Source organism: Homoserinimonas sp. A520, assembly GCF_054489245.1.
Map to the genome: position 1 here is coordinate 189,240 of NZ_JBTMWX010000004.1, position 20,298 is coordinate 209,537.

The following is a 20,298-nucleotide window of genomic DNA, read 5'->3' on the forward strand; positions in this document are numbered from 1 at the left end:
AATGGCTGGAGCCCTGTCGGGCGACGTGATCGATCCGGGCCGGGCCTTCTGGGCGCAGCGTGCCCGTCCGAAGGCGCCCGATAATAGGGGAGTGAAGTTCACCAGGGCGGAGCTGGAGTCGTACCGCGACGCCAGCATCACGCCCCTGGTCGGGCCAGGGCTGAAGCTGCTGTTCGTCGGCATCAACCCCGGACTCTGGACCGCGGCCACCCAAACGCCGTTCGCACACCCCGGCAACCGCTTCTACCCGGCGCTCGCCGCGGCGGGGATCATTCCGCGGATTCCGTCGTTCGCTGACGGGCTCAGCGACGACGAGAGGCACGACCTGATGGCTGCGGGCATCGGCATCAGCAACCTGGTGAACCGGGCGACGGTGCGGGCCGACGAGCTGACCAAAGAGGAACTGCGTGCCGGGGCGATGCACCTGACCGAGAACGTCGCTGCCTGGTCTCCGGCCGTTGTTGCGATCGTCGGGATCACCGCATACCGGCAAGCGTTCGTGAGGCCGCGCGCCACAGTCGGTCGCCAGCCGGAACGAATAGCGGATGCCGAACTCTGGGTCGTCCCGAACCCGAGCGGCCTCAACGCCCACGACACCATCGCCAGCCTCGCCGTCGCGTACGCTGCGCCGGCGCGCGCCGCCGGTCTACTGTCGAAGGTCGAGTGAGTCAGACTCAGGCGCCCTCGCACACCCAGCCTCCGGGCAGGCGCCCCTCGTCGATGAATGCGCTGAGTTCAGCGGTCGCGGCAGGGGAGAGCACGGCATCCGCTCGGGCATAGAGGATCGGTTCCTCCTTCGTGTTGTGCTTGTCCAGCTGGGCCAGCAGTTCGCGGCAGGCGGTGAGCACGGTGGCGTGGGCGGCGTCATCCGCCAGGAGGCGGTCCAGGGCATCCATCGACCGCCACAACTCACCGTGCTCGCGCAGCATCACCATCACCGGCATCATCATGCCGGCATCGCGGAGCGGCGGGAACAGGAACCGCTCCTCAAGATAGATGTGCCTGCGCAGGCCGAACATCGACCACAGCAACGGTTCGTCGCTCGCCCCGTCGCCGGAGCTGTACTCCTCGATGCCGCCGTCGATCGCGCGGTGCTCGCGCTCCAACGCCGATTCCAGCGTGCCCTCTACCATGGCGTTCTCCTCGCTTTGAGGCTCACGCTACTCCTCGGCGGCCGGGCCTCGGCTAGCGAACGCCCGCGGTGAGGGATGCCGCGAGCTGGGGAAACGCGAACAACACCATGTCGACCAGGTCGTCCAGCGGCCGGGTGAGAGGGTCGGTAGCGGGAAGGCCGTTCTCCAGCTCAATCTCGAGGATCGCCGCAGTGACCTCGACATCGTCCAGGTGCTCGTGGTTGATGGCGACGCCGATCACCTTGGTGTCCGCGAACGCCTCGATCAGGGCGACCTCGCTGGCGACGGTCGGCATGGCGATCATCGGGTAGTCGCCGAGCGTGCCGCGCCCCGGGGCGTGCTGCACGATCACCCCTGCCGGTCGGCTGCCGCGCAGAATATACGCGGAGGTCAGGTAGGCAGGATGGCTGAGCGCACCCTGGCCTTCGACGATGATGACATCCGGATCCTCGTTCTCGAACGCGGCGACGACCTGCGCCTCCAGCTCTCCGGAGCAGAACTGCGGGGCGATCGCATCCATGGCAACGCCATACTTCCCGCCCTGGATCAACGATGTCTGGCCGGTGCCAACCATCACCGCGCGGATGCCCCTGGCGACCAGCGCCTGCACGAGTAGGGTCGAGGTGGTGCGCTTGCCGATCGCACCATCCGTGCCGAGCACGGCGATCCGTGGGCAGGTCACGTCGAAGATCCGGCCGGTGAAGACCTGCAGGTCCTTCTTGTCCTTGGGGCGGCGGATGTCGGTGATCGTCACGCCGGCGAGGATGCTCGCCGCCACGAACTCGGCATCCTCGTTCAGGAACTCGTGAAGGCCGTTGATCAGGTTCATGCCTCGGGCGATGCCGTCGAGCAGCACGATGCGTTGAGCTTCAGAAAGCATCCCGTCCGCCGGCGCGAGCCCGCAGATCAGGTAGGCGGGAACGAATCCGGCATGCGCGATCGCCTCGCCCAGGCTCGCCAGCACCGGGATTCCGTTGGGGACCCCGTCAAGGTGCATTCCGGCATCCGCCCCCGCCTGCCGGCTGTCGATCACGCTGAGGATGTCGAATTTCTCCGAATGGCGCACCAAACCGTTGGCGGTCTTGCCGTCCTGCTCGCCGAATTGGCCGTCGCAGTAGACGATCGCCGAATACTCGGAGAAGCCCGGCAGGATGTCGCGACCGGCGGCATCCGCGTCGGTATCGGCTTCGTGGCTGAAAATGGGCGTCGACATGCTGGCTCCTCTGAATACCCAGAGGAGGCGACCTGACCGTTGGCACAGGCTGTGGGCCCGAACGTGCAATGAAGCGGTCTTCCCTGACATCGGCAATGTACCGATGAGTGCAGGCTACCGCAGGCGCCTGAACGTCGGCCTGCGCTTGGCTACGGTAGAGGGCATGCAACCTCGCTCGATCATCCCCGCCCTGCTCGTCGTCTTCGTGGGGCTGGTGATCGCAGCCTGGGTGTCCGTCGGCCGGCTGTTCTTCGGCATCGCCGGTGAGCTCACGCAGCTCTACACCTTCACGCTGGGCCTGATCATCGTCGTACTGCACGCCTTCATCACCGAAGCGCTGGCGCGCACCGCCCAGCTCGGGCACCGCACACGGCCGGCGACTGTCGCGATGCTGGTCGCCTCCTGGGCCTGCGGAATCCTCCTCGGGTTGATGATTCCGGATGTCACGGCGCTGGGTCTCCAAACGATTCTCACCGGCCCGGATGAGCCGGGTCTCAGCATCGCCATCGGTGTAGCCAACCCGCTGGGCATCATCATGCTGCTGACCGGGATCATCGCGCTGGTGCTCGCCCGCGGCGACGCCAAGGGAAAGGCTGTCATCGCCCGGGAGGACTGACCAGCTCAGCGCCGCATGAAGCGGGCGCGGGTCACCAGGTACAACCCGTGCACGATCAGGCCGCCGGCGATGAGGAACAGCGGCCACACGCCGGTCGGCAGGCTGGCCAGGAATCTCACAGCGCCGTCCAGTCCGGATGCCCAACTGGTGTCGGTGAACAGTGCGCTGCCGACGAACAATGCGCCGACGAGAATGAGCGCCAGCCCCTTGGTGGTGTGGCCGACGACACCGAGGGTGATGACAGCCAGCCCGGCCGCGCCGTCCGGGGGCGAGATGTCTTCCCGGAAGTTGCGGGACACACCGCGGAAGACGAACGCACCGCCGACGGCCCCGACGCCGATCCCAAGCGCGATGAGGATGAAAACGCCACCGGGGATGTCGAGGAGAATCGAACTGAGGGTCCTCGTGGCTTTTGCGGTGTCGGCGCGGCCGCCCACCGCGAAGACGACCGCAGCGAGCCCGACCACCAGGAAGCCGACCGCCTTGAACCGGTCACGGATGCGATTGGGCGCGACTCCTTCCGGCCGCCAGGCCATCGGCCCGGTCCACTGCCAGATCGCGAGGCCGATCAGGGCGATTGCGGCGATCCACAGCAGCACCACTCCGCCCGGCGTCTCGGCGACCGCCTTCAGTGCGCCGGACTGGTCCGCCCGCTGGTTCAGCCCATAAGTCACGCTGACGGCGATGGCACCGATCATCACGTGGATGAGCCCGCTGGCCACCAGGCCGCCGCGTGCCAGCACGCGCAACGGCCGGCTGTTGCTGGCCTCGCGCGCAGCAGCCTTGGCTCGACGGCGGCGTGATCCAAAGGGCATCCTCCGTTGATACCACGACTACGTTCCGATCGCGCATCACACCGTGCATTGCCGTGGTGGGTTAACGTGGTGCGCACGGACCACAAGGAGCTTCCCCCCATGACCGACACCGCCCAGCACCCGGATGAACTCCACGGCCGGAGCGTCGGCACCCTGCTGAACATCCTGCGCGCCGGCGTCCTCGGCGGTCAGGACGGCATCATCTCCACGGCAGGAATCGTCGTGGGTGTTGCCGGTGCGAGCCTCGACAACACCGCGCTACTGATCGCCGGGCTCGCCGGCCTGGTCAGCGGCGCACTGTCTATGGCCGGTGGGGAATATGTCTCGGTCAGCTCGCAACGCGACACCGAGAAGGCGCTGCTCGACAAGGAACGCTGGGAACTCGCGACCATGCCGGACGAGGAACTCGCCGAATTGGCCGGCCTCTACGAGGAGAAGGGACTGTCAGCCGAACTCGCCAGACAGGTGGCGGTGCAATTGCACGAGAAGGATGCCCTCGCCGCCCACGCGGAGATCGAACTGGGCATCGACCCCGACCAGTTCACCAACCCCTGGCACGCCGCCGTCAGCTCTGCGGCCTCGTTCGCGGTCGGCGCTGCACTACCGCTCCTGGCAATCACGCTTTCTCCGCCCGCTGTGCGCGTCTACCTCACCTTCACGGTGGTCATCCTCGCCCTCGTCGGCACCGGCCTGATCAGCGCTCAGGTGGGGGGCGCGCCGAAGGGCAGGGCGGTGCTGCGCAACGTGGTCGTCGGCGTCGTGACCATGGGAGTCACCTTCGGCATCGGGTCGATCGTGGGTGTCTGGATCTAGCGCTAATGGCACCGGCGCATCCGTCGTCCCCGTATTGGGGGGAACGCCGATATATCAATACGTTCGCATTATGTCGATACTGGGAACTGTTCACGGATGAACGGTTGAGATCGACAGGGATGACACATGGAGCACGACGGCTGGGCTGGTTCACACCGCCGAAATCTGGGCTTACTACTCGCGCTGGTGGCGTTGACGGCGGGGCCGCTCGCACTGCCGGCCACCGCGACCGCCACGCCGTCGTCGGCTGCAACGGGCATCACGGCGGACGCTGCTGCGCCGGCCGCCGAATCGCCATCGGACACCGCGCTCCGCACCTCCAGCACACTGGCAGCCACGGTCATCGGCACGGTCGTGCTGGTCGGACTGTTCTGGTATCTGGTCGTACGGTCCCGCCGCAAATAACGGTTGCCTAGAGGCCCTCGACGACGTCAGCCGGTGTGGTCTTCACCCTCCGCCTGGCCACCACGACGATCACGATCGTCGCCAGCCCGACCAATGCAAGCCACGGCAACAACACACCGAACGCGACCAGCAGGAAGCCGAAGAACCCGACGAAGGCCTCCCAGCCGGCGGCCAGCCCGGACAGGAAGGTGTCCGGCTCGTCGACGGGCGCATCCTCTTCGGTGCCCAACTGGATCGTGTAGGTCGACAGCTCAACCAGGTCGTCCAGCGACCGCTTCTGCGATTCGAGCGACTCCAGGTTCGCCTGCCGCTCCGACAGGGCGGACTCGATGCTGATCAGGTCGGCGGTGGTATCGGCATCCGCCATCAACGCGATCAGGCGATCGACGGATGCGTGCAGCGCCTTGATCCGTGAGTCCAGATCGCGCACCTGGGCGGTGACGTTCTGTTTCTCCTGCTCCACCCGCTCGACAGTGCCGAGCTCCTTGAGGGAGGCGAGTGTCTGGGTGAGCTGGTCGGACGGGATTCGCACCGTCAACTCGGCCCGACCCTTGTCCTCGCCATCCGGAGCCGTCTCGCTGCGTGCGTCGACGCGGCCGCCGGCCCGCTCGACGATGGTGGCAACCTCGGCAGCCGCCTCCGCCGGACGCTCCACCGTCATCACGAGGTAGCCGGTGACGATCATCTTCTGATCGCCGTCGACCAGCCTGGCTGCCGAGTCCGCGCCCACCGCGCCGAGATCCTCGAACCCGACGACGGAGTCGGCGAACTCCGGACCGGACTGCGGTGCGACATCCGTCGATGACGCCCCGACCAGTGACGCACCGGATGCCGAGCATCCGGTCAGCACTAGTGCCGTCACAAGTACCGTGCCCCGCAGCAGTCTGAGTCTCATGCAAGAACGGTAGCCTTGCGCCGATCATGAGCGCTACCCAACGTTTTGCGCCTATCGTGCGTCAGCCCAGTCGGCGGCTCCTGCGATAATCGCGGGTATGGGTGTCGTCGAGCGGGTGCGATCCTGGTTCGGCGAATGGTGGGAGGCCGTGCTTCGCCGGCCGACGCTGCACATCGCCGAGGACCAGGGAAGCGGCCCGGTCGTCATCCTGGTGCACGGCATCGCGTCATCATCGGTGACTTTCCAGAACCTGGTGCCGCTGCTGGCCGAGCAGCATCGCGTGATCGCGATCGACATCCTCGGGCACGGCGGATCTCCCGTCCCACCGAAGGCCGAGTACACCATCGAGGAGCACGTGGCCTGGCTGGAGCGCACCATCCGGAGGCTCGGCCTCAGGGAACCGTTCGTCATCGTCGGCCACTCGCTGGGAGCCATGCTGGTCAGCCGGTATGCCAGGACGAACCCGGCGCGAGTGTGCAGGACAGTGCTGGTCAGCCCGCCGATCTACATCTCACCGGAACAGGTCGGCGACCGTTTCGAGCGAGCCGCTCTCGGCGCATACCTGAAGGGGTATGAGTACCTGCGGGTGAACAAGCAGTTCACGCTGCGCAACGCCGCCATCATTTCAAGGCTCATGCCGATCAAGAATGTCTTTGAGGTGACCGAAAGCAATTGGGAAGCCTTCGTGAAGTCCCTGCAGAACTGCATCGAGTCGCAGACCACCATCAGCGACATCGCCGGCATCGAGTCCCCGGTCGACGTGGTCTACGGAACGCTCGACCAGTTCATCGTGCCGGGCGGGCTGCGCATCGTCGAGAAACTGCGCCACGTCACCATGCACCAGGTGGAGGCGAACGATCACCTGGTGCGAAAGCGGCTCGCCCGGGTCGTCGCGCAGGTCATCGGGTAGCGTCGACGCATGCACACTCGAATCCTCGGACGCACCGGCAGGGAAGTCTCGGCCATCGGCCTCGGGACCTGGCAGCTCGGCGCAGACTGGGGGGACGTCAGCGAGGCGGACGCCCACGCGGTGCTGGACGGATCCGTTCAGGGTGGGGTCACCTTCTTCGACACGGCGGATGTCTACGGTGACGGCCGCAGCGAACGCCTGATCGGCGACTACCTCGCGGCCAGCCCCGGTGTCGACGTGACAGTGGCAACCAAGATGGGCCGTCGTGAAGCCCAGGATCCGGCCAACTTCACCCTGGAGAAGTTCCGCGAGTGGACCGACCGCTCGCGCCGGAACCTGCGGATGGACACACTCCACCTGGTACAACTGCACTGCCCGCCCGCGCCCGTGTTCACCTCCGATGCCGTGTACGACGCGCTCGACACCCTGGTAGCCGATGGCGCCATCGCGAACTACGGGGTGAGCGTTGAGACGGCGGATGAGGCACTCGCCGCGATCGCGCGACCCGGCGTGGCAACCGTGCAGATCATCCTGAACGCATTCCGCCTGAAGCCGCTCGACGCCGTCCTGCCGGCCGCACGTCAGACGGGGGTGGGGATCATCGCCAGGGTGCCACTGGCATCCGGCCTGCTCAGCGGCAAGTACACGGCGACCACCACGTTTGCGGAGAACGACCACCGCACCTTCAACCGGAACGGCGAGGCGTTCGACGTCGGCGAGACGTTCTCCGGGGTCGACTTCGAGTCCGGCGTCGCCGCAGCGCAGGAGTTCGCCGCGCTCATCGCCGCCGAGCCGGGAGCATCCGACTACTCGACCGCGCAGGTCGCCCTCGCCTGGGTGGCGCAGCTCGACGGCGTCAGCTCGGTCATCCCGGGCGCTCGCAACGTGCGCCAGGCCGCCTCGAACGCGGCCGCCGGGGAGGTGCCGCAGCTCAGCGACGGCTTCACCGACGGCGTGCTCGAGCTGTACGACCGCTACTTCCGCGCTGCCGTGCACCCCCGCTGGTAATCGTGGAACACCCCGCGATAGTGCCCGTTCCGGATGAATGCACCCGTTCCGCGGGGCACATCTCTCCGGAACGGGCACTAGTGGGAGCTGTCGCCTCGCGAACGGCTCGTGCTCCGAGCAGGCGATCGCGGGTGGAGCTCGGGTTCATCCCGCCGTTCGCCGCCGGTGCCGTGCTCGGCAACCTGCGGGCGCACCTCATCGCCGGCGCTGAGGCGCTGGACGGCGACACCATCACCCGCATCGTGACCGCACCGTCCGGCCCGGTCGCCGTCGCGGTCACGCTGGCGGCGGATGCGATCAGCGCCATTATCGGCAGCACCGACCAGGCGGATGTTGCGGCGGTCACCGCGATCATCCGCCGCTGGTTCGACCTGGAACTCGACCCGTCGCGCGTCGAGGCCGTGCTCGGCGGAGACCCGGTGATCGGGCCGCTGCTGCGTGCCCGCCCGGGACTCAGGGTGATCGGGTCGCCGAACGGGTTCGAGACGGCGGTCATGACGGTGCTCGGCCAGCAGGTGTCGCTGGCGCGGGCTCGCGCGCTGGGCGGGAAGCTGGTCGAGGCGTTCGGCGAGCCGGGTCCGGGAGGGCTGCGGCTCTTCCCCTCGGCGGGGAGCATCGCGGGTCTGCCGCTGGCGGACCTGCGGGCCGCTCTCGGCCTGACCGGGATGCGCGCGCTCGCCGTGCACAGCCTGGCAGCGGCCTGCGACGACGGACTGATCCTCAGCCCGGACGCTGACCCGATCGCGGTGCGGGCCGCGCTCCTCGCGCTCCCCGGAATCGGGCCGTGGACCGCCGACTACCTGGCCGTGCGAGCCCTCGGCGACCGAGATGCGTTCACGGCCGGCGACCTCGTGCTGCGACGGTCCCTGGGCGGCATCAGCGTCGCGGCGGCCGAAGCCGCGTCGCAGGCGTGGCGCCCCTACCGCGCCTACGCGCTGTTCCACCTCTGGACCGCCACCTCCTACTGAGCCGCGCCCGCACTGTTACCCTCACCCGCCACCCTCACCCGCTACCCGTCGCATTTGAGAGACCTTTTACGGCTTCAGCACCGAATGAGGGAAGTTTTTCGGCAGGATTCGCGAATACTCCTTCTTTCGTGCCGACGAGTCAGGCTCGGCTGGGACGCGACGGCGGATGACTCTCGCAAGCTGAGGGACACTCAGCGGATGGTGCTGATCGGCTCCGTGTCGGGAATGGGGCTCGAGTCGCGTCCGCGCAGGTCGGGGTGCGCCCGGCGGAAGATCACAGGAACCAGGAACCCGACGAACGCGAACACCCCAGCCACCCAGAAAGCGCCGACCGCGCCGTTGGCGTCGATGAGGAACCCGGCTGCCGCCGAACCGAGCGCAGCACCGATGAGCTGTCCGGTGCCGACCCACCCATAGGCTTCGGCCGTGTCGCTGAACTTGACGCTCGATGAGACGATCGAGAACATCACGGCCAGCGCCGGGGCAATGCCGACCCCCGCGATGAACAGCGTGATGGACAACCACCAGAAGTCGAGGAACAGCGCGGCGAGCGCCAGGCCGACGAAGACCAGGAACATCCGTCGTGCCAGCGCCCACGGCCCGATCTGCAGGTGGCCGAGCGCGAGTCCGCCGGCGAGGGAACCGACAGCGAAGATGGCCAGCACGATTCCGGCATCGGCTGAACCGTGGTCGAAGGTTGCGACGACGCCAGCCTCAACGCTGGCGGCAGCCCCCACCAGCAGGAATCCGACGACCGTCGCGAGCATGACGGGCGGCCGGCCGAGCACGACACCGAGCTTGCGGCGACTGCGGGGGATGCGCACCTGGCCGAGCTCCGGCGACAGCACGAACCACACCCCTCCTCCGACGAAGAATGCCAACGCCAGCACGATGGCCTGCATCGTCCCGATCTGCGTCGCGACGAGCGTGGTGACGACCGGGCCGACGACCCAGATGATCTCCTGAGCGGATGCGTCGAGCGAGAAGAGCGGGGTGAGCTGCTTCGAGTTCACCATCTTCGGGTAAATGGTTCGGACGGCAGGCTGGATCGGCGGCCAGCTGAGGCCGGCAACGAAACCGATGACCATGTAGAGCGGAACCGGCAGCACCGTGAACGCGATGGTCCCGATAGCGGTGGCGCTGACGACCATCGTGATGATGATCACCTTGCGCATTCCCCAGACGCCCATCCACCGGCTGGTGAGCGGGCCGGCGATGGCCTGGCCGACGCTGGTGGCGGCCAGCACCAGGCCGGCGGCGCCGTAGGAGTCGTGCACCCGTTCGACGTGGAGCAGGAAGGCCAGCGACAGCATCCCCGACGGGAACCTGGCGACCAGTTGAGCACCCATGATCCGGCCGACGCCGCGCGTCTTCAAGAGTTCCAGGTAGCTGCTCACAAGGGCTCAAGTCTAGTGGGGGCGTCAGTCGGGGCCAGGGTCGCCACCAGGTTGAATGGATGTCGGTGGCGGCACCCAGAATTAGTGCACAGGGTGTGTAGAACTCGCACAAGTTATGCACATCTGTGGATGACACGCCCACTAGATATGGGATGTGGCAGGCCACAGACACCCGCTATATAGTGATGTGACGACCGGGAGGCATCTTTTGCGAGATGGTCTCGGTTCACAGAATTCGTGGAACGCTCGACGTGCTGTCAACGGCGAGAGCAGCGGTGTTTTGGGGTAATGAAGCGCTGGTCGGAGCGTTCTTTTCGGGAAATGAACAGACGGACGAAACGTCCGGGAATGGGTGGGTCAACCAGTGTCAATCACGGTAGTCAAGCGCAACGGCGAGCGGGAGCCTTACGACGCGAACAAGATCAACCTGGCGATCGAGGATGCCAGTGCGGGGCTCGATGAGAACATCACCTGGGTTACGCAGATCGCCAGCGAGCTGGAACTCACCCTCTTCGACGGCATCACCACCCAGCAGCTGGACGAGGCTGTCATCCAGGTCGCCCTCCAGAACGTCAAGGACGACCCCGCATTCGACGTCGTCGCCGCGCGACTCCTGCTCAAGACGATCTACAAGCGGGTTCTCGGCGACTATGAGAGTGCTGACGAGCTCAAGCAGCTGCACGTCGAGCACTTCGGCATGAACATCCGCCGCGGTGTCGAAGAGGGCCTGCTCGACCCGCGGCTGACCGAACTCTTCGACCTCGACGTGCTGGCGGGCGCCCTGAAGCCGGCCCACGACGAACTGCTCAAGTACATCGGCGTCGTGACGCTCAACAACCGGTACGGCATCAAGGGTCGCAACGGCGACGCCCTCGAGGTTCCGCAGTACTTCTGGATGCGCATCGCGATGGGCCTGTCGCTCAACGAGGCGAACCCGACCGAGCAGGCAATGAAGTTCTACGAGAAGATGTCGAAGCTCGAGTACCTCGCGGCCGGCTCGACACTGGTCAACGCCGGCACCATCTACCCGCAGCTGGCGAACTGCTTCGTCATGGAGATGCAGGACGACATGGAGCACATCGCGAAGACCACGCGCGACGTGATGTGGCTCACCAAGGGCACCGGCGGCATCGGCCTCTCGGTGACCAAGCTGCGGTCGCAGGGTTCCCCCATCCGCTCCAACAACACCACCTCGACCGGGCCGATCCCGTTCATGCACACGATCGACTCGATTCTTCGCGCGGTCAGCCGCGGCGGTAAGAAGTTCGGTGCGCTGTGCTTCTACATGGAGAACTGGCACCTCGACTTCCCCGAGTTCCTCGACCTCCGCCAGAACTCCGGCGACCCGTACCGCCGCACTCGCACCGCGAACACCGCCGTGTGGATCAGCGACGAGTTCATGAAGCGCGTGCAGAACGACGACGACTGGTACCTATTCGACCCGCTCGAGGTCGCCGACCTGAACGAGCTGTACGGCAAGGAATTCTCCGCCCGCTACACCGAGTACGCCGCCATGGCTGATGCCGGCCAGATGCGCATGCACAAGAAGATCAAGGCGCGCGAGCAGTTCAAGTCGATCCTGATCTCCCTCCAGACCAGCAGCCACCCGTGGCTGACCTGGAAGGACACGATCAACAACCGTGCCCTGAACAACAACACCGGAACGATCCACCTGTCCAACCTGTGCACCGAGATCACGCTGCCGCAGGATGTCGACAACGTCTCGGTCTGCAACCTGGCCTCGATCAACCTGTCCCAGCACCTCCTCGGCTCGGCCGAGGCGGGGCTCAGCATCGACTTCGCCAAGGTGGAGGAGAGCGCCCGCATCGCGGTGCGCCAGCTCGACAACCTGATCGACATCACCCGTTCCTCGGTGAAGGAAGCCGACTTCTCGAACGAGCAGAACCGTGCGGTCGGCCTCGGCGTTATGGGCTTCACCGACATCGTCGAGAAGCTCGGCATCAGCTACGAGAGCGAGGAAGCGTACGACCTGATCGACGAGATCATGGAGCACGTCTCCTACGCGGCCATCGACGAGAGCGCCAACCTGGCGAAGGAGCGTGGCGCCTACGCGAACTTCGAAGGCTCCGGATGGTCGAAGGGCATGGTTCCCCTCGACAGCATCGCGACCACGGAGGCCGACCGCGGCATCCCGATCAAGGTCAACCGCAAGACCCGCCTCGACTGGGACGCCATGCGTGAAAAGGTCAAGGGCGGAATGCGCAACGCGACGCTGATGGCCATCGCGCCGACAGCATCCATCGGTCTGGTCGCCGGAACCACCCCTGGCCTGGACCCGCAGTTCTCGCAGATCTTCAGCCGCTCCACCTCGAACGGCAAGTTCCTGGAGGTCAACCGCAACCTGGTCACCGACCTGCAGCGGCTCGGCATCTGGGGTACCACCCGCGAGTCGATCCTGCGCAGCCAGGGCGACATCCAGGGCATCGACGCGATCCCGGATGACGTGAAGGCCGTCTACAAGACCAGCTTCCAGCTGTCGCCGTACGCGTTCCTCGAGGTCGCGGCTCGCGCCCAGAAGTGGATCGACCAGGCCATCAGCCGCAACATGTACCTCGAGACGCGCGACCTCGGCGACATGATGGACATCTACTATGCGGCGTGGGAGCGCGGGGTCAAGACCACGTACTACCTGCACATGAAACCGCGCCACCAGGCCGAACAGTCCACCGTCAAGGTGAACAAGGCGGAGGAGATCAACGCCGGGGCCAAGCGCGGCTTCGGTGCGGCGTCCCCGGTGAGTCCGGCAGACGCATCCGCCGTCTCAGCGGTCCCGGCAGCCGAGCCCGCCGTCTCGGCGTCCGCCCGCAAGGGCTTCGGCTTCGGCGGACTGACCCAGAAGGCGGGTGAATGATGGACGACGAGTACTACGTACCGCTCGACCCGATGGACGAGCTGCAGTGCGATAGCTGCCAGTAGGTCTCGATGCGCGGCCTCGCTGCGCTCGGGCGCTACTCGACCACCTTTGCTCTGACACGATCAGCGGTCGAGCTCGTCGAGACCAGTCGAGCTTGTCGAGACACTCACGATCAACGAATACAGAAAGAAGATGACTTAACTGATGGGAATTCTCGGCACCGGTATCCAGGAGGGCCTGCTCCTCAAGCCGATCAGGTACCAATGGGCCATGGACCTCTACGACCAGGCGGTGGCAAACACCTGGTTCCCTAACGAGATCCAGCTCGGTGAGGACATCGCGGACTTCAAGCGGATGACCGACGAGGAACGCCACGCCGTCACCTTCCTGATGAGCTACTTCAACCCGAACGAGCTGCTGGTCAACAAGGCGCTCGCGTTCGGCGTCTACCCGTACCTGAACGCCGCAGAGGCGCACATGTACCTGGCGAAGCAGATGTGGGAGGAAGCCAACCACTCGATGTCATTCGAGTACGTGCTGGAGACCTTCCCCATCGATCGAGTGGCTGCCTACGCCGCGCACGTCGACATCCCGTCGATGGCGAAGAAGGAAGACTTCCAGGTCAAGTTCATCAAGCGGATGACCGAGGAGACCCTCGACATCACCACCACCGCCGGCAAGCAGGACTTCGTGCGCAACCTGGTCGCCTACAACGTGGTCCTGGAGGGAATCTGGTTCTACTCCGGGTTCATGGTTGCGCTGTCGTTCCGCCAGCGGAACCTACTGCGCAACTTCGGCTCCCTCATGGACTGGGTGGTGCGCGACGAGAGCCTGCACCTCAAGTTCGGCATCAACCTGATCCTGACGGTGCTCGACGAGAACCCCGACCTGCAGACCCCGGAGTTCGCCGAGGAGATCCGCCAGATGATCCTCGACGCCGTGGAGATGGAGGAGGAGTACAACAGGGATCTCCTTCCTGGCGGCATTCTGGGTCTCAACGCCAACTACATCAACCAGTACGTCAAGTACCTGGCTGACCGGCGCCTCGAGGAGCTGGGCTTCGAACCGCACTACAAGGTGTCGAACCCGGCCAAGTGGATGGCCACCGCCAACGACACCCTCGAGTTGGTGAACTTCTTCGAATCGACCAACACGTCCTATGAGGCGAACGCGAAGGCGACGGTTCGAGCGAAGGACTAGGCGAAAGTCGGGGTTCATCCAACTTGTACCCCGAATGGTCCCCCCAAAAGGCGTCACAACGGCCATTCCCGGGCATCCGCTGCCCTAGAATCCTGATAACCAGAGGGTAAGTGGTCGGGGGAAACCAAATGCACGTCAAACACGCAGCAGCTGCCATCGTCGTGGCTGCGGCCCTGCTTGTGACCGGATGCTCGGATCCGGAAACGCCTCACCTTGAGGAGAAGATCGTCGTCGAGCCGGACGCCGCTGCCGTCGCCCTCCTGCCGGATGGTGTCAGCGGAACGCTGGTCGTCGCGATCAACCCTGAATACCAGCCCAACGAGTACAAGGACGAGGCGGGTGAGCTGGTCGGCTGGACTGTCGACCTGGCCGACGCCGTCGCGCAAAAGCTCGACCTGACGTTCGAGTACAAAGAGGTCGGATTCGATTCGATCATTCCGGGCGTTGCCGACGGCACGTTCGACGTCGGCTTCTCCTCGTTCACCGTCAATGCGGAACGCCAGGAGCTGGTCAACTTTGTCAGCTACTACGACGCCGGCATCCAGTGGGCACAGGTGGTCGGTGGCAACGTGAACCCGGACGATGCTTGCGGACTGATCGTCGCGGTACAGGCGGGCACCTACCAGGAGACTGACGAGCTCCCGGCGAAGTCTGAAGCTTGCCTCGCCGCAGGCAAGGATGCCATCTCCATACTGCCGGTTGCCACCCAGACGGAGGCGACCACATCGCTCGTGCTGGGGAAGGCGGATGCCATGAGCGCCGACTCCCCGATCACCCTCAACGCGGTCTCGCTGATCAAGGACCAGATCGAGGTAGCCGGTGAAGCGTTCGACGTGGCACCGTACGGAATCGCGTTCGGTAAGGACTCCGGACTCGAGCAGGCATTCCAGGCGGCCATCAAGTCGTTGATCGCCGACGGCAACTACCTCACAGTGCTGGAAGGCTGGGGTGTTGAAGCGGGCAGCCGCGAAGACATCGCCATCAACGCCGGTACCTGACCAGCGGGCCGAATATCGGCCTGTACCCCGGTCGCGTCGTGTTGCGGATTACCGGCAATCGGATGCAGGCTGAGTGTTGCGGGAAACCCGCGATCGGAGAGCCCACGTGAACCTTTTCCGCTGTGCGGTGGTGAAACGTTGCGTGGAGGCTGCAGTAGGCTCCCAGTGCTGAAGCGACTGAGGTCGCATTTTTGAGGAGAAGTAATGCGTACGAAGTATGGAATTTCTGCGATCGCCCTGGTCGCAGCGCTTGCGCTCACCGGCTGCGTTGACAACACTGTCGAGCCGGAGGCCCCGGAGAGCAACACGGAAGTCGGAGTCGACGAAGCCGCAGTTGCGCTTCTCCCTGACGACATCAAGGAGGCCGGCGTGCTGATCGCCGGAATCGACCTCGCCTACGCCCCCAACGAGTTCAAGGCGGCCGACGGAAGCCCCGACGGCTGGTCCATCGACCTCGCTGATGCGATGGCCGCGAAGCTCGGACTCACGGTGGACTACCGCGCGTCGAGCTTCGACAAGATCATCCCCAGCGTCACCGGCGGCACCTTCGACATCGGCTACTCGTCGTTCACCGACAACGCAGAACGCCAGAAGTCGGTCGACTTCGTCAACTACTACAACGCGGGCATCCAGTGGGCGCAGCCCATCGGCTCGGATGTAGACCCGGACCACGCCTGTGGCCTCACAGTATCGGTGCAGGCGACCACCTACGAAGAGACCGACGAGCTTCCCGCCAAGTCGGAGGAGTGCGTCGCGGGCGGTGAAGAGCCCATCAACATCCTCAAGTTCGACTCGCAGGACGAAGCGACCAACGCTCTCGCACTCGGTCGTGCGGACGCTATGAGCGCCGACTCCCCGATCACGCTCTATGCGATCTCCCAGGTGAGCGACAAGATCGAGGCCGCCGGTGAGTCGTTCGACGTCGCGCCGTACGGAATCGCGATTGCCAAGGACGCCACCGACCTCGGCAAGGCCCTCCAGGCCGCACTGCAGTCGCTGATCGATGACGGCACCTACGGTGACATCCTCGACGAGTGGGGCGTGTCATCCGGTGGGATCGACAAGGTCACCATCAACGCCGGTTCCTAGGTAGCCAGCACATGAGTTCAGCAGACGGCGGCCGCCCGGCGAAGCGTGATGCTTCGCCGGGCGGTGTCGCCCGCTCCCGGAACCGTTCCCACCTTCCGGCGACAAGCACCAACCCCGACGACCAGGCCGAGGCCATCCAGGCGATCAGGTTGCGGCACCCATGGCGCAACATCTTCGCGGGCATCCTTGTCGTCGCCCTCGCACTGTTCATCATCGACGCAGCGCAGCGTCCGGCCTACGGCTGGGAGAACTTCGCGAAGTACATCTTCGACCAGCGCATTTCCCAGGCAGCACTCAACACGGTGCTCCTCACCATCTACTCGATGGCCATCGCCATCGCGCTGGGCATCACGCTCGCTGTCATGCGGCTGTCGAACAATCCGGTCGTCCGAGGCGTCGCCTGGCTCTATTTGTGGATCTTCCGCGGAACCCCGGTGTACGTGCAACTGGTGTTCTGGGGCCTCGTCGCCACCATCTACTCGACGATCGACATCGGCATTCCTTTCATGGAGCCGTGGGTCAGCTGGCAGACGGATGACGTCATCGACGTGTTCTGGCTCGCCGTCATCGGGCTGGCACTGAACGAGTCGGCCTACATGGCCGAAATCGTCAGAGCGGGCATCCTTTCAGTCGACAAGGGCCAGGATGAAGCCGCCACGGCACTCGGCATGTCGTGGCTTCAGACCATGCGGCGCGTCGTGATCCCGCAGGCAATGCGCATCATCATCCCGCCGACCGGCAACGAGGTCATCTCGATGCTGAAGACCACCTCGCTGGTGACGGCCGTGCCGTACAGTTTCGACCTCTACGGCCGCTCCCGGGACATTTCTGCGGTCATCTTCGACCCTATCCCGTTGCTGCTGGTGGCATCCGCCTGGTACCTGCTGTTCACCTCGATCCTGATGGTGGGGCAGTACTTCCTGGAGAAGCGGTTCTCACGGGGGATCGGGCGCGCCGTCGAGAAGAAAGGCACCGAGACCGGTTCAACAGCGACCGTGACCGGAGCCGTCCAGACCCACACGGGGCCCATCGACTCCAAGGGTTCGGAGCACAACAAATGACCGACATCCCCATGGCCAATGTCCCTATGGTGCGTGCCGAGAAGGTCTCCAAGAGCTTCGGTTCCAACCAGGTTCTCAAGAGCATCACCCTTGAGGTGAAGCGCGGTGAAGTACTCTGCCTGGTGGGCCCCAGCGGCTCAGGCAAGTCGACCTTCCTGCGCTGCATCAACCACCTGGAGCGCGTCAACGCGGGCCGTCTCACCGTTGACGGCGTGCTCGTCGGGTACGAGGAGCGCGACGGGTTGCTCTACGAGCTGAAGCCGCACGTTGCTGCCAAACAGCGCCAGGACATCGGCATGGTGTTCCAGCGCTTCAACCTGTTCCCGCACATGACTGCGCTCGAGAACATCATGGAAGCACCCATGCTGGTGAAGAAGGTCTCCAAGACGAAAGCAACGGCTCGGGCGCGCGAACTGCTCGAGAGAGTCGGTCTTGGTGAGAAAGCGGATGCCTACCCCGCCCACCTGAGTGGCGGCCAGCAGCAGCGGGTTGCGATCGCGCGCGCGCTGGCGATGGACCCGAAGCTGATGCTGTTCGACGAGCCGACCTCCGCGCTCGACCCCGAACTGGTCGGTGAAGTGCTCGAGGTGATGAAGGACCTGGCCAAGTCGGGCATGACCATGATCGTGGTCACGCACGAGATGGGGTTCGCGCGGGAAGTCGCCGATTCGCTGGTGTTCATGGATGGCGGCGTGGTGGTGGAGTCCGGTGACCCGACCGAGGTGCTCAGCAACCCGCAGCACAAGCGGACTCAGGCGTTCCTCTCCAAAGTCCTGTAACGGATTCCTAGAGGTGTGCGCCGCAGCGCCGCACGGCGAGCAGCGCGAGCGAGCGGGTCACCGCGATGAGTTCGTCGAGGTTGACCTGCTCGCGCACGGCGTGCGCGAACTTCACATCGCCCGGGCCGAAGTGCAGTGTGGGGATCCCACCGATGCCGGCGTACAACCGCAGGTCGCTCCCGTAGGGGGCTGCGGCGCGCTCCGGGGCTGCGCCGGTGAGGTCGGAGATCGACGCTGACACCTCGTCGATGAATTCGTGCTGCGCGTCGATGCTGCCGCTGGCGAACTGGCCGCCCGGCCAGGTGACGATTGCCGGGTTGTCCGTCAACCAAGCGCTCTTCGCACACGCTACGGCGACGCGTTCTTCGAAGGCCGCGCGGGCATCCGCCGGGTCTTCACCGAGCAGAACGCCCATCCGCCCTTCGGCGACGAGACTCTCCGGCACGCTGGACGACCAGTTGCCTGCCTGCAGTTTGCCGATCGAGATGCCGAACGGCAGCTCGTAGTTGCGGAACAGCGGATCGGGGTTGGCGTTTCGCTCCGCCTCCAGCTGCTTGATCGCTGCGTCGATGCCGAGGAAGGAATCGAAGGCGCTCACGCCGCTCATCCGGGTGCTGCCGTGAGCAGCCTTGCCGGCGACCTCGATGCGGAATGTCAGCGCGCCGGCGCAGGCCGTGACGATGCGCCCGGTCGTTGGCTCGGTCAGCACGGCGGCATCACCGCGGTGACCGCGGAGCATAGTGGCGAAGGCGCCGAGTCCGCCATCCTCTTCGCTCATCACCGAGTGCACGGCGAGCGGGCGCTCGAGGGTGACGCCGGCCGCTCGGAGCGCGCGGACGACCCCGAGGTTCGCCGCGACGCCGGCCTTCATATCGCAGGCGCCGCGTCCGTGCAGCACCCGTCCGACGATGTCGCCGGCAAACGGATCGCGGCCGTCCCACTTCTCCAGCTCGCCCTCCGGCACGACGTCGATGTGGCCCTGAAGCACGAGGGCCGGCGTGCCTTCACCGGTCACCCCGACGACCCCGTAGCCCTCGGTGCGATCGGTCTCCTCGCCCGGGTACTGAGGGTGGGAGCGCAGTGCGTCGAGGTCGAACTTCCAGCTGTCGACCGCCAGGCCGAGCTGGTCGAGTTCCCTGGCCTGGGAGTTCTGCAGGTCGGACTCGGCGTCGGTGCCCGTGGTGCTGGGAACACGAATGAGGTCGACCAGGGAGGTGACGAGGGTGTCTTCATCGATCGCGTCCAGGACGCGGAGTTCGACATCGGTGAGCCCGGCAGTGGCATGCATGACGACACTCTATTGTGTCTCGATGCGGTCGCTGAGCGACCTACTCGACAACCATTGCCCGTGCTGCGGATCAGCGAGTACTGAGCATCTTGTGGATGCGCTGCCGACAGACGGTTCGGGTTTCCCGGGCGAATCGGGACCGCGGCCCCTGATGCTCGGGAATGCCCGCTGCCTAGCGTTAGGGCAGGCGGCCGACCTCCGGCCGGGATAAGAGGAACTTCATGAAATCACGCACTGCTGCCATGACAGCTGTCGGAGTGGTGATGCTCGCAAACGGACTGTTGATCGGAGCCCCTTGGCTCATCTCCGAATGGACCTCGCCCACCGAGGTCACCTTCCTGGACAGCGTCGCTGACTGGCGATACGTCGCGTTCAACTATCTCTACCTCGCCGCGTTGATCGTCTTCATCGCCGCAGCGCCCACGATGACCAGCTGGGTGGGGCGCGAAGGTCGTCGCCTTCCTCACTGGTTGGTGCCGGTGATGGCGGCTGCGGCAGCGCTCCAGGCCTGCACGCTGTTCTCCCAGGCCGTTGTCACGCCATTCCTGCTCGAGGTCGCGCCCGTCGCGCTGACCACCGAGGACGGCGGCGCTTTCGCCATCATTATGTCCGCCATCTGGGTCATCTGGATCGCGGCGCTCACCACATTCGCCATCATCGGCTGGCGTCGCAAGGTTATGTCTGTGCCGGCCGCCCTGCTCATGATCGTCGGGTCACTGGTCATTCCGATCTTCGGGGCGATCGGGAGCATCCTGGTCGGCGGTGCACTCGCCTGGACCGCATGGTCACGCCGGGTGAGCGTGGCGCGTGAGCCCGTCAGCGCACTCGCGTAGAT

Annotated in this window: 20 protein-coding genes; 14 read left to right on the forward strand and 6 right to left on the reverse strand. The window is 65.4% G+C overall.

Annotated features, from left to right (window positions below; all coding sequences use genetic code 11):
* Positions 1-91: 91 nt before the first annotated feature.
* Complete coding sequence (locus tag ACX3PH_RS11985; RefSeq protein ID WP_459092882.1) at positions 92-667, forward strand: mismatch-specific DNA-glycosylase; 576 nt, start codon at positions 92-94, stop codon at positions 665-667.
* Between the two features lie 7 nt (positions 668-674).
* Here ACX3PH_RS11985 and ACX3PH_RS11990 read toward each other — a convergent pair whose 3' ends face one another.
* Positions 675-1,133: a hemerythrin domain-containing protein gene (locus ACX3PH_RS11990; RefSeq protein ID WP_459092798.1), complete on the reverse strand. Its 459-nt coding sequence runs from the start codon at positions 1,131-1,133 to the stop codon at positions 675-677.
* Between the two features lie 52 nt (positions 1,134-1,185).
* Positions 1,186-2,346: a DUF1611 domain-containing protein gene (locus ACX3PH_RS11995; RefSeq protein ID WP_459092800.1), complete on the reverse strand. Its 1,161-nt coding sequence runs from the start codon at positions 2,344-2,346 to the stop codon at positions 1,186-1,188.
* A gap of 163 nt (positions 2,347-2,509) precedes the next feature.
* Here ACX3PH_RS11995 and ACX3PH_RS12000 point away from each other — a divergent pair, with 163 nt between their 5' ends.
* Positions 2,510-2,962 (forward strand): hypothetical protein, encoded by a 453-nt coding sequence (locus ACX3PH_RS12000; RefSeq protein WP_459092802.1) that lies wholly within the window; start codon positions 2,510-2,512, stop codon positions 2,960-2,962.
* A 5-nt stretch (positions 2,963-2,967) separates the two neighbouring features.
* Here the strand turns inward: ACX3PH_RS12000 and ACX3PH_RS12005 are convergent, their stop codons facing one another.
* Positions 2,968-3,777: a DUF1206 domain-containing protein gene (locus ACX3PH_RS12005; RefSeq protein WP_459092804.1), complete on the reverse strand. Its 810-nt coding sequence runs from the start codon at positions 3,775-3,777 to the stop codon at positions 2,968-2,970.
* 99 nt (positions 3,778-3,876) lie between these two features.
* Here ACX3PH_RS12005 and ACX3PH_RS12010 point away from each other — a divergent pair, with 99 nt between their 5' ends.
* Positions 3,877-4,590, forward strand: a complete 714-nt coding sequence (locus ACX3PH_RS12010) for a VIT1/CCC1 transporter family protein (RefSeq protein ID WP_459092806.1) — start codon at positions 3,877-3,879, stop codon at positions 4,588-4,590.
* A gap of 126 nt (positions 4,591-4,716) precedes the next feature.
* Positions 4,717-4,995, forward strand: a complete 279-nt coding sequence (locus ACX3PH_RS12015; protein ID WP_459092808.1) for a hypothetical protein — start codon at positions 4,717-4,719, stop codon at positions 4,993-4,995.
* A 7-nt stretch (positions 4,996-5,002) separates the two neighbouring features.
* On the opposite strand, the gene ACX3PH_RS12020 is transcribed toward ACX3PH_RS12015, so the two are convergent.
* The gene (locus tag ACX3PH_RS12020; RefSeq protein WP_459092810.1) at positions 5,003-5,890 is read right to left on the reverse strand and encodes a DUF4349 domain-containing protein; all 888 of its coding nucleotides are present in this window, start codon (positions 5,888-5,890) and stop codon (positions 5,003-5,005) included.
* Between the two features lie 97 nt (positions 5,891-5,987).
* Between ACX3PH_RS12020 and ACX3PH_RS12025 the strand changes: the two genes are divergently transcribed.
* The 3 genes from ACX3PH_RS12025 to ACX3PH_RS12035 all read left to right on the forward strand — a co-directional run bounded on the left by ACX3PH_RS12025 (position 5,988) and on the right by ACX3PH_RS12035 (position 8,776).
* The gene (locus ACX3PH_RS12025; RefSeq protein ID WP_459092812.1) at positions 5,988-6,800 is read left to right on the forward strand and encodes an alpha/beta fold hydrolase; all 813 of its coding nucleotides are present in this window, start codon (positions 5,988-5,990) and stop codon (positions 6,798-6,800) included.
* Between the two features lie 9 nt (positions 6,801-6,809).
* Positions 6,810-7,808 (forward strand): aldo/keto reductase, encoded by a 999-nt coding sequence (locus ACX3PH_RS12030; protein ID WP_459092814.1) that lies wholly within the window; start codon positions 6,810-6,812, stop codon positions 7,806-7,808.
* Positions 7,809-7,939: 131 nt separating this feature from the next.
* Positions 7,940-8,776, forward strand: coding sequence for a DNA-3-methyladenine glycosylase family protein (locus ACX3PH_RS12035; protein ID WP_459092816.1), 837 nt, complete (start codon positions 7,940-7,942; stop codon positions 8,774-8,776).
* Positions 8,777-8,967: 191 nt separating this feature from the next.
* Here ACX3PH_RS12035 and ACX3PH_RS12040 read toward each other — a convergent pair whose 3' ends face one another.
* Positions 8,968-10,173 (reverse strand): MFS transporter, encoded by a 1,206-nt coding sequence (locus ACX3PH_RS12040; RefSeq protein WP_459092818.1) that lies wholly within the window; start codon positions 10,171-10,173, stop codon positions 8,968-8,970.
* Positions 10,174-10,537: 364 nt separating this feature from the next.
* On the opposite strand from ACX3PH_RS12040, the gene ACX3PH_RS12045 reads away from it, so the two are divergent.
* The 6 genes from ACX3PH_RS12045 (at position 10,538) to ACX3PH_RS12070 (ending at position 18,175) form a co-directional block, all read left to right on the forward strand.
* Entirely contained in the window at positions 10,538-13,045 is a 2,508-nt protein-coding gene (locus ACX3PH_RS12045) for a ribonucleoside-diphosphate reductase subunit alpha (RefSeq protein ID WP_459092820.1), read from the forward strand.
* Between the two features lie 207 nt (positions 13,046-13,252).
* Positions 13,253-14,248: a ribonucleotide-diphosphate reductase subunit beta gene (locus ACX3PH_RS12050; RefSeq protein WP_459092822.1), complete on the forward strand. Its 996-nt coding sequence runs from the start codon at positions 13,253-13,255 to the stop codon at positions 14,246-14,248.
* Between the two features lie 128 nt (positions 14,249-14,376).
* Complete coding sequence (locus tag ACX3PH_RS12055; RefSeq protein ID WP_459092824.1) at positions 14,377-15,246, forward strand: ABC transporter substrate-binding protein; 870 nt, start codon at positions 14,377-14,379, stop codon at positions 15,244-15,246.
* Between the two features lie 204 nt (positions 15,247-15,450).
* Positions 15,451-16,335 carry an ABC transporter substrate-binding protein gene (locus ACX3PH_RS12060; RefSeq protein ID WP_459092826.1) on the forward strand — a complete coding sequence of 295 codons (885 nt, stop codon included), beginning with the start codon at positions 15,451-15,453 and terminating at the stop codon, positions 16,333-16,335.
* An 11-nt stretch (positions 16,336-16,346) separates the two neighbouring features.
* Entirely contained in the window at positions 16,347-17,396 is a 1,050-nt protein-coding gene (locus ACX3PH_RS12065; RefSeq protein WP_459092828.1) for an amino acid ABC transporter permease, read from the forward strand.
* Positions 17,393-18,175: an amino acid ABC transporter ATP-binding protein gene (locus ACX3PH_RS12070; protein WP_459092830.1), complete on the forward strand. Its 783-nt coding sequence runs from the start codon at positions 17,393-17,395 to the stop codon at positions 18,173-18,175. The genes ACX3PH_RS12065 and ACX3PH_RS12070 overlap by 4 nt, the downstream gene beginning before the upstream one ends.
* 7 nt (positions 18,176-18,182) lie before the next feature.
* On the opposite strand, the gene ACX3PH_RS12075 is transcribed toward ACX3PH_RS12070, so the two are convergent.
* The gene (locus ACX3PH_RS12075) at positions 18,183-19,463 is read right to left on the reverse strand and encodes an ArgE/DapE family deacylase (protein WP_459092832.1); all 1,281 of its coding nucleotides are present in this window, start codon (positions 19,461-19,463) and stop codon (positions 18,183-18,185) included.
* 221 nt (positions 19,464-19,684) lie between these two features.
* On the opposite strand from ACX3PH_RS12075, the gene ACX3PH_RS12080 reads away from it, so the two are divergent.
* A complete protein-coding gene (locus tag ACX3PH_RS12080; RefSeq protein WP_459092834.1) occupies positions 19,685-20,296 on the forward strand; it encodes a hypothetical protein in 612 nt (203 codons plus the stop codon).
* The last annotated feature ends 2 nt before the right edge of the window (positions 20,297-20,298 follow it).

Excerpts from the sequence above, each read along its gene's own strand:
- ACX3PH_RS11990 (WP_459092798.1), bottom strand. The coding sequence starts at position 1,133 with ATGGTAGAGGGCACGCTGGAATCGGCGTTGGAGCGCGAGCACCGCGCG.
- ACX3PH_RS11995 (WP_459092800.1), bottom strand. The coding sequence starts at position 2,346 with ATGTCGACGCCCATTTTCAGCCACGAAGCCGATACCGACGCGGATGCC.
- ACX3PH_RS12000 (WP_459092802.1), top strand. The coding sequence starts at position 2,510 with ATGCAACCTCGCTCGATCATCCCCGCCCTGCTCGTCGTCTTCGTGGGG.
- ACX3PH_RS12005 (WP_459092804.1), bottom strand. The coding sequence starts at position 3,777 with ATGCCCTTTGGATCACGCCGCCGTCGAGCCAAGGCTGCTGCGCGCGAG.
- ACX3PH_RS12010 (WP_459092806.1), top strand. The coding sequence starts at position 3,877 with ATGACCGACACCGCCCAGCACCCGGATGAACTCCACGGCCGGAGCGTC.
- ACX3PH_RS12015 (WP_459092808.1), top strand. The coding sequence starts at position 4,717 with ATGGAGCACGACGGCTGGGCTGGTTCACACCGCCGAAATCTGGGCTTA.
- ACX3PH_RS12020 (WP_459092810.1), bottom strand. The coding sequence starts at position 5,890 with ATGAGACTCAGACTGCTGCGGGGCACGGTACTTGTGACGGCACTAGTG.
- ACX3PH_RS12025 (WP_459092812.1), top strand. The coding sequence starts at position 5,988 with ATGGGTGTCGTCGAGCGGGTGCGATCCTGGTTCGGCGAATGGTGGGAG.
- ACX3PH_RS12030 (WP_459092814.1), top strand. The coding sequence starts at position 6,810 with ATGCACACTCGAATCCTCGGACGCACCGGCAGGGAAGTCTCGGCCATC.
- ACX3PH_RS12050 (WP_459092822.1), top strand. The coding sequence starts at position 13,253 with ATGGGAATTCTCGGCACCGGTATCCAGGAGGGCCTGCTCCTCAAGCCG.
- ACX3PH_RS12055 (WP_459092824.1), top strand. The coding sequence starts at position 14,377 with ATGCACGTCAAACACGCAGCAGCTGCCATCGTCGTGGCTGCGGCCCTG.
- ACX3PH_RS12060 (WP_459092826.1), top strand. The coding sequence starts at position 15,451 with ATGCGTACGAAGTATGGAATTTCTGCGATCGCCCTGGTCGCAGCGCTT.
- ACX3PH_RS12065 (WP_459092828.1), top strand. The coding sequence starts at position 16,347 with ATGAGTTCAGCAGACGGCGGCCGCCCGGCGAAGCGTGATGCTTCGCCG.
- ACX3PH_RS12070 (WP_459092830.1), top strand. The coding sequence starts at position 17,393 with ATGACCGACATCCCCATGGCCAATGTCCCTATGGTGCGTGCCGAGAAG.
- ACX3PH_RS12075 (WP_459092832.1), bottom strand. The coding sequence starts at position 19,463 with ATGCATGCCACTGCCGGGCTCACCGATGTCGAACTCCGCGTCCTGGAC.
- ACX3PH_RS12080 (WP_459092834.1), top strand. The coding sequence starts at position 19,685 with ATGAAATCACGCACTGCTGCCATGACAGCTGTCGGAGTGGTGATGCTC.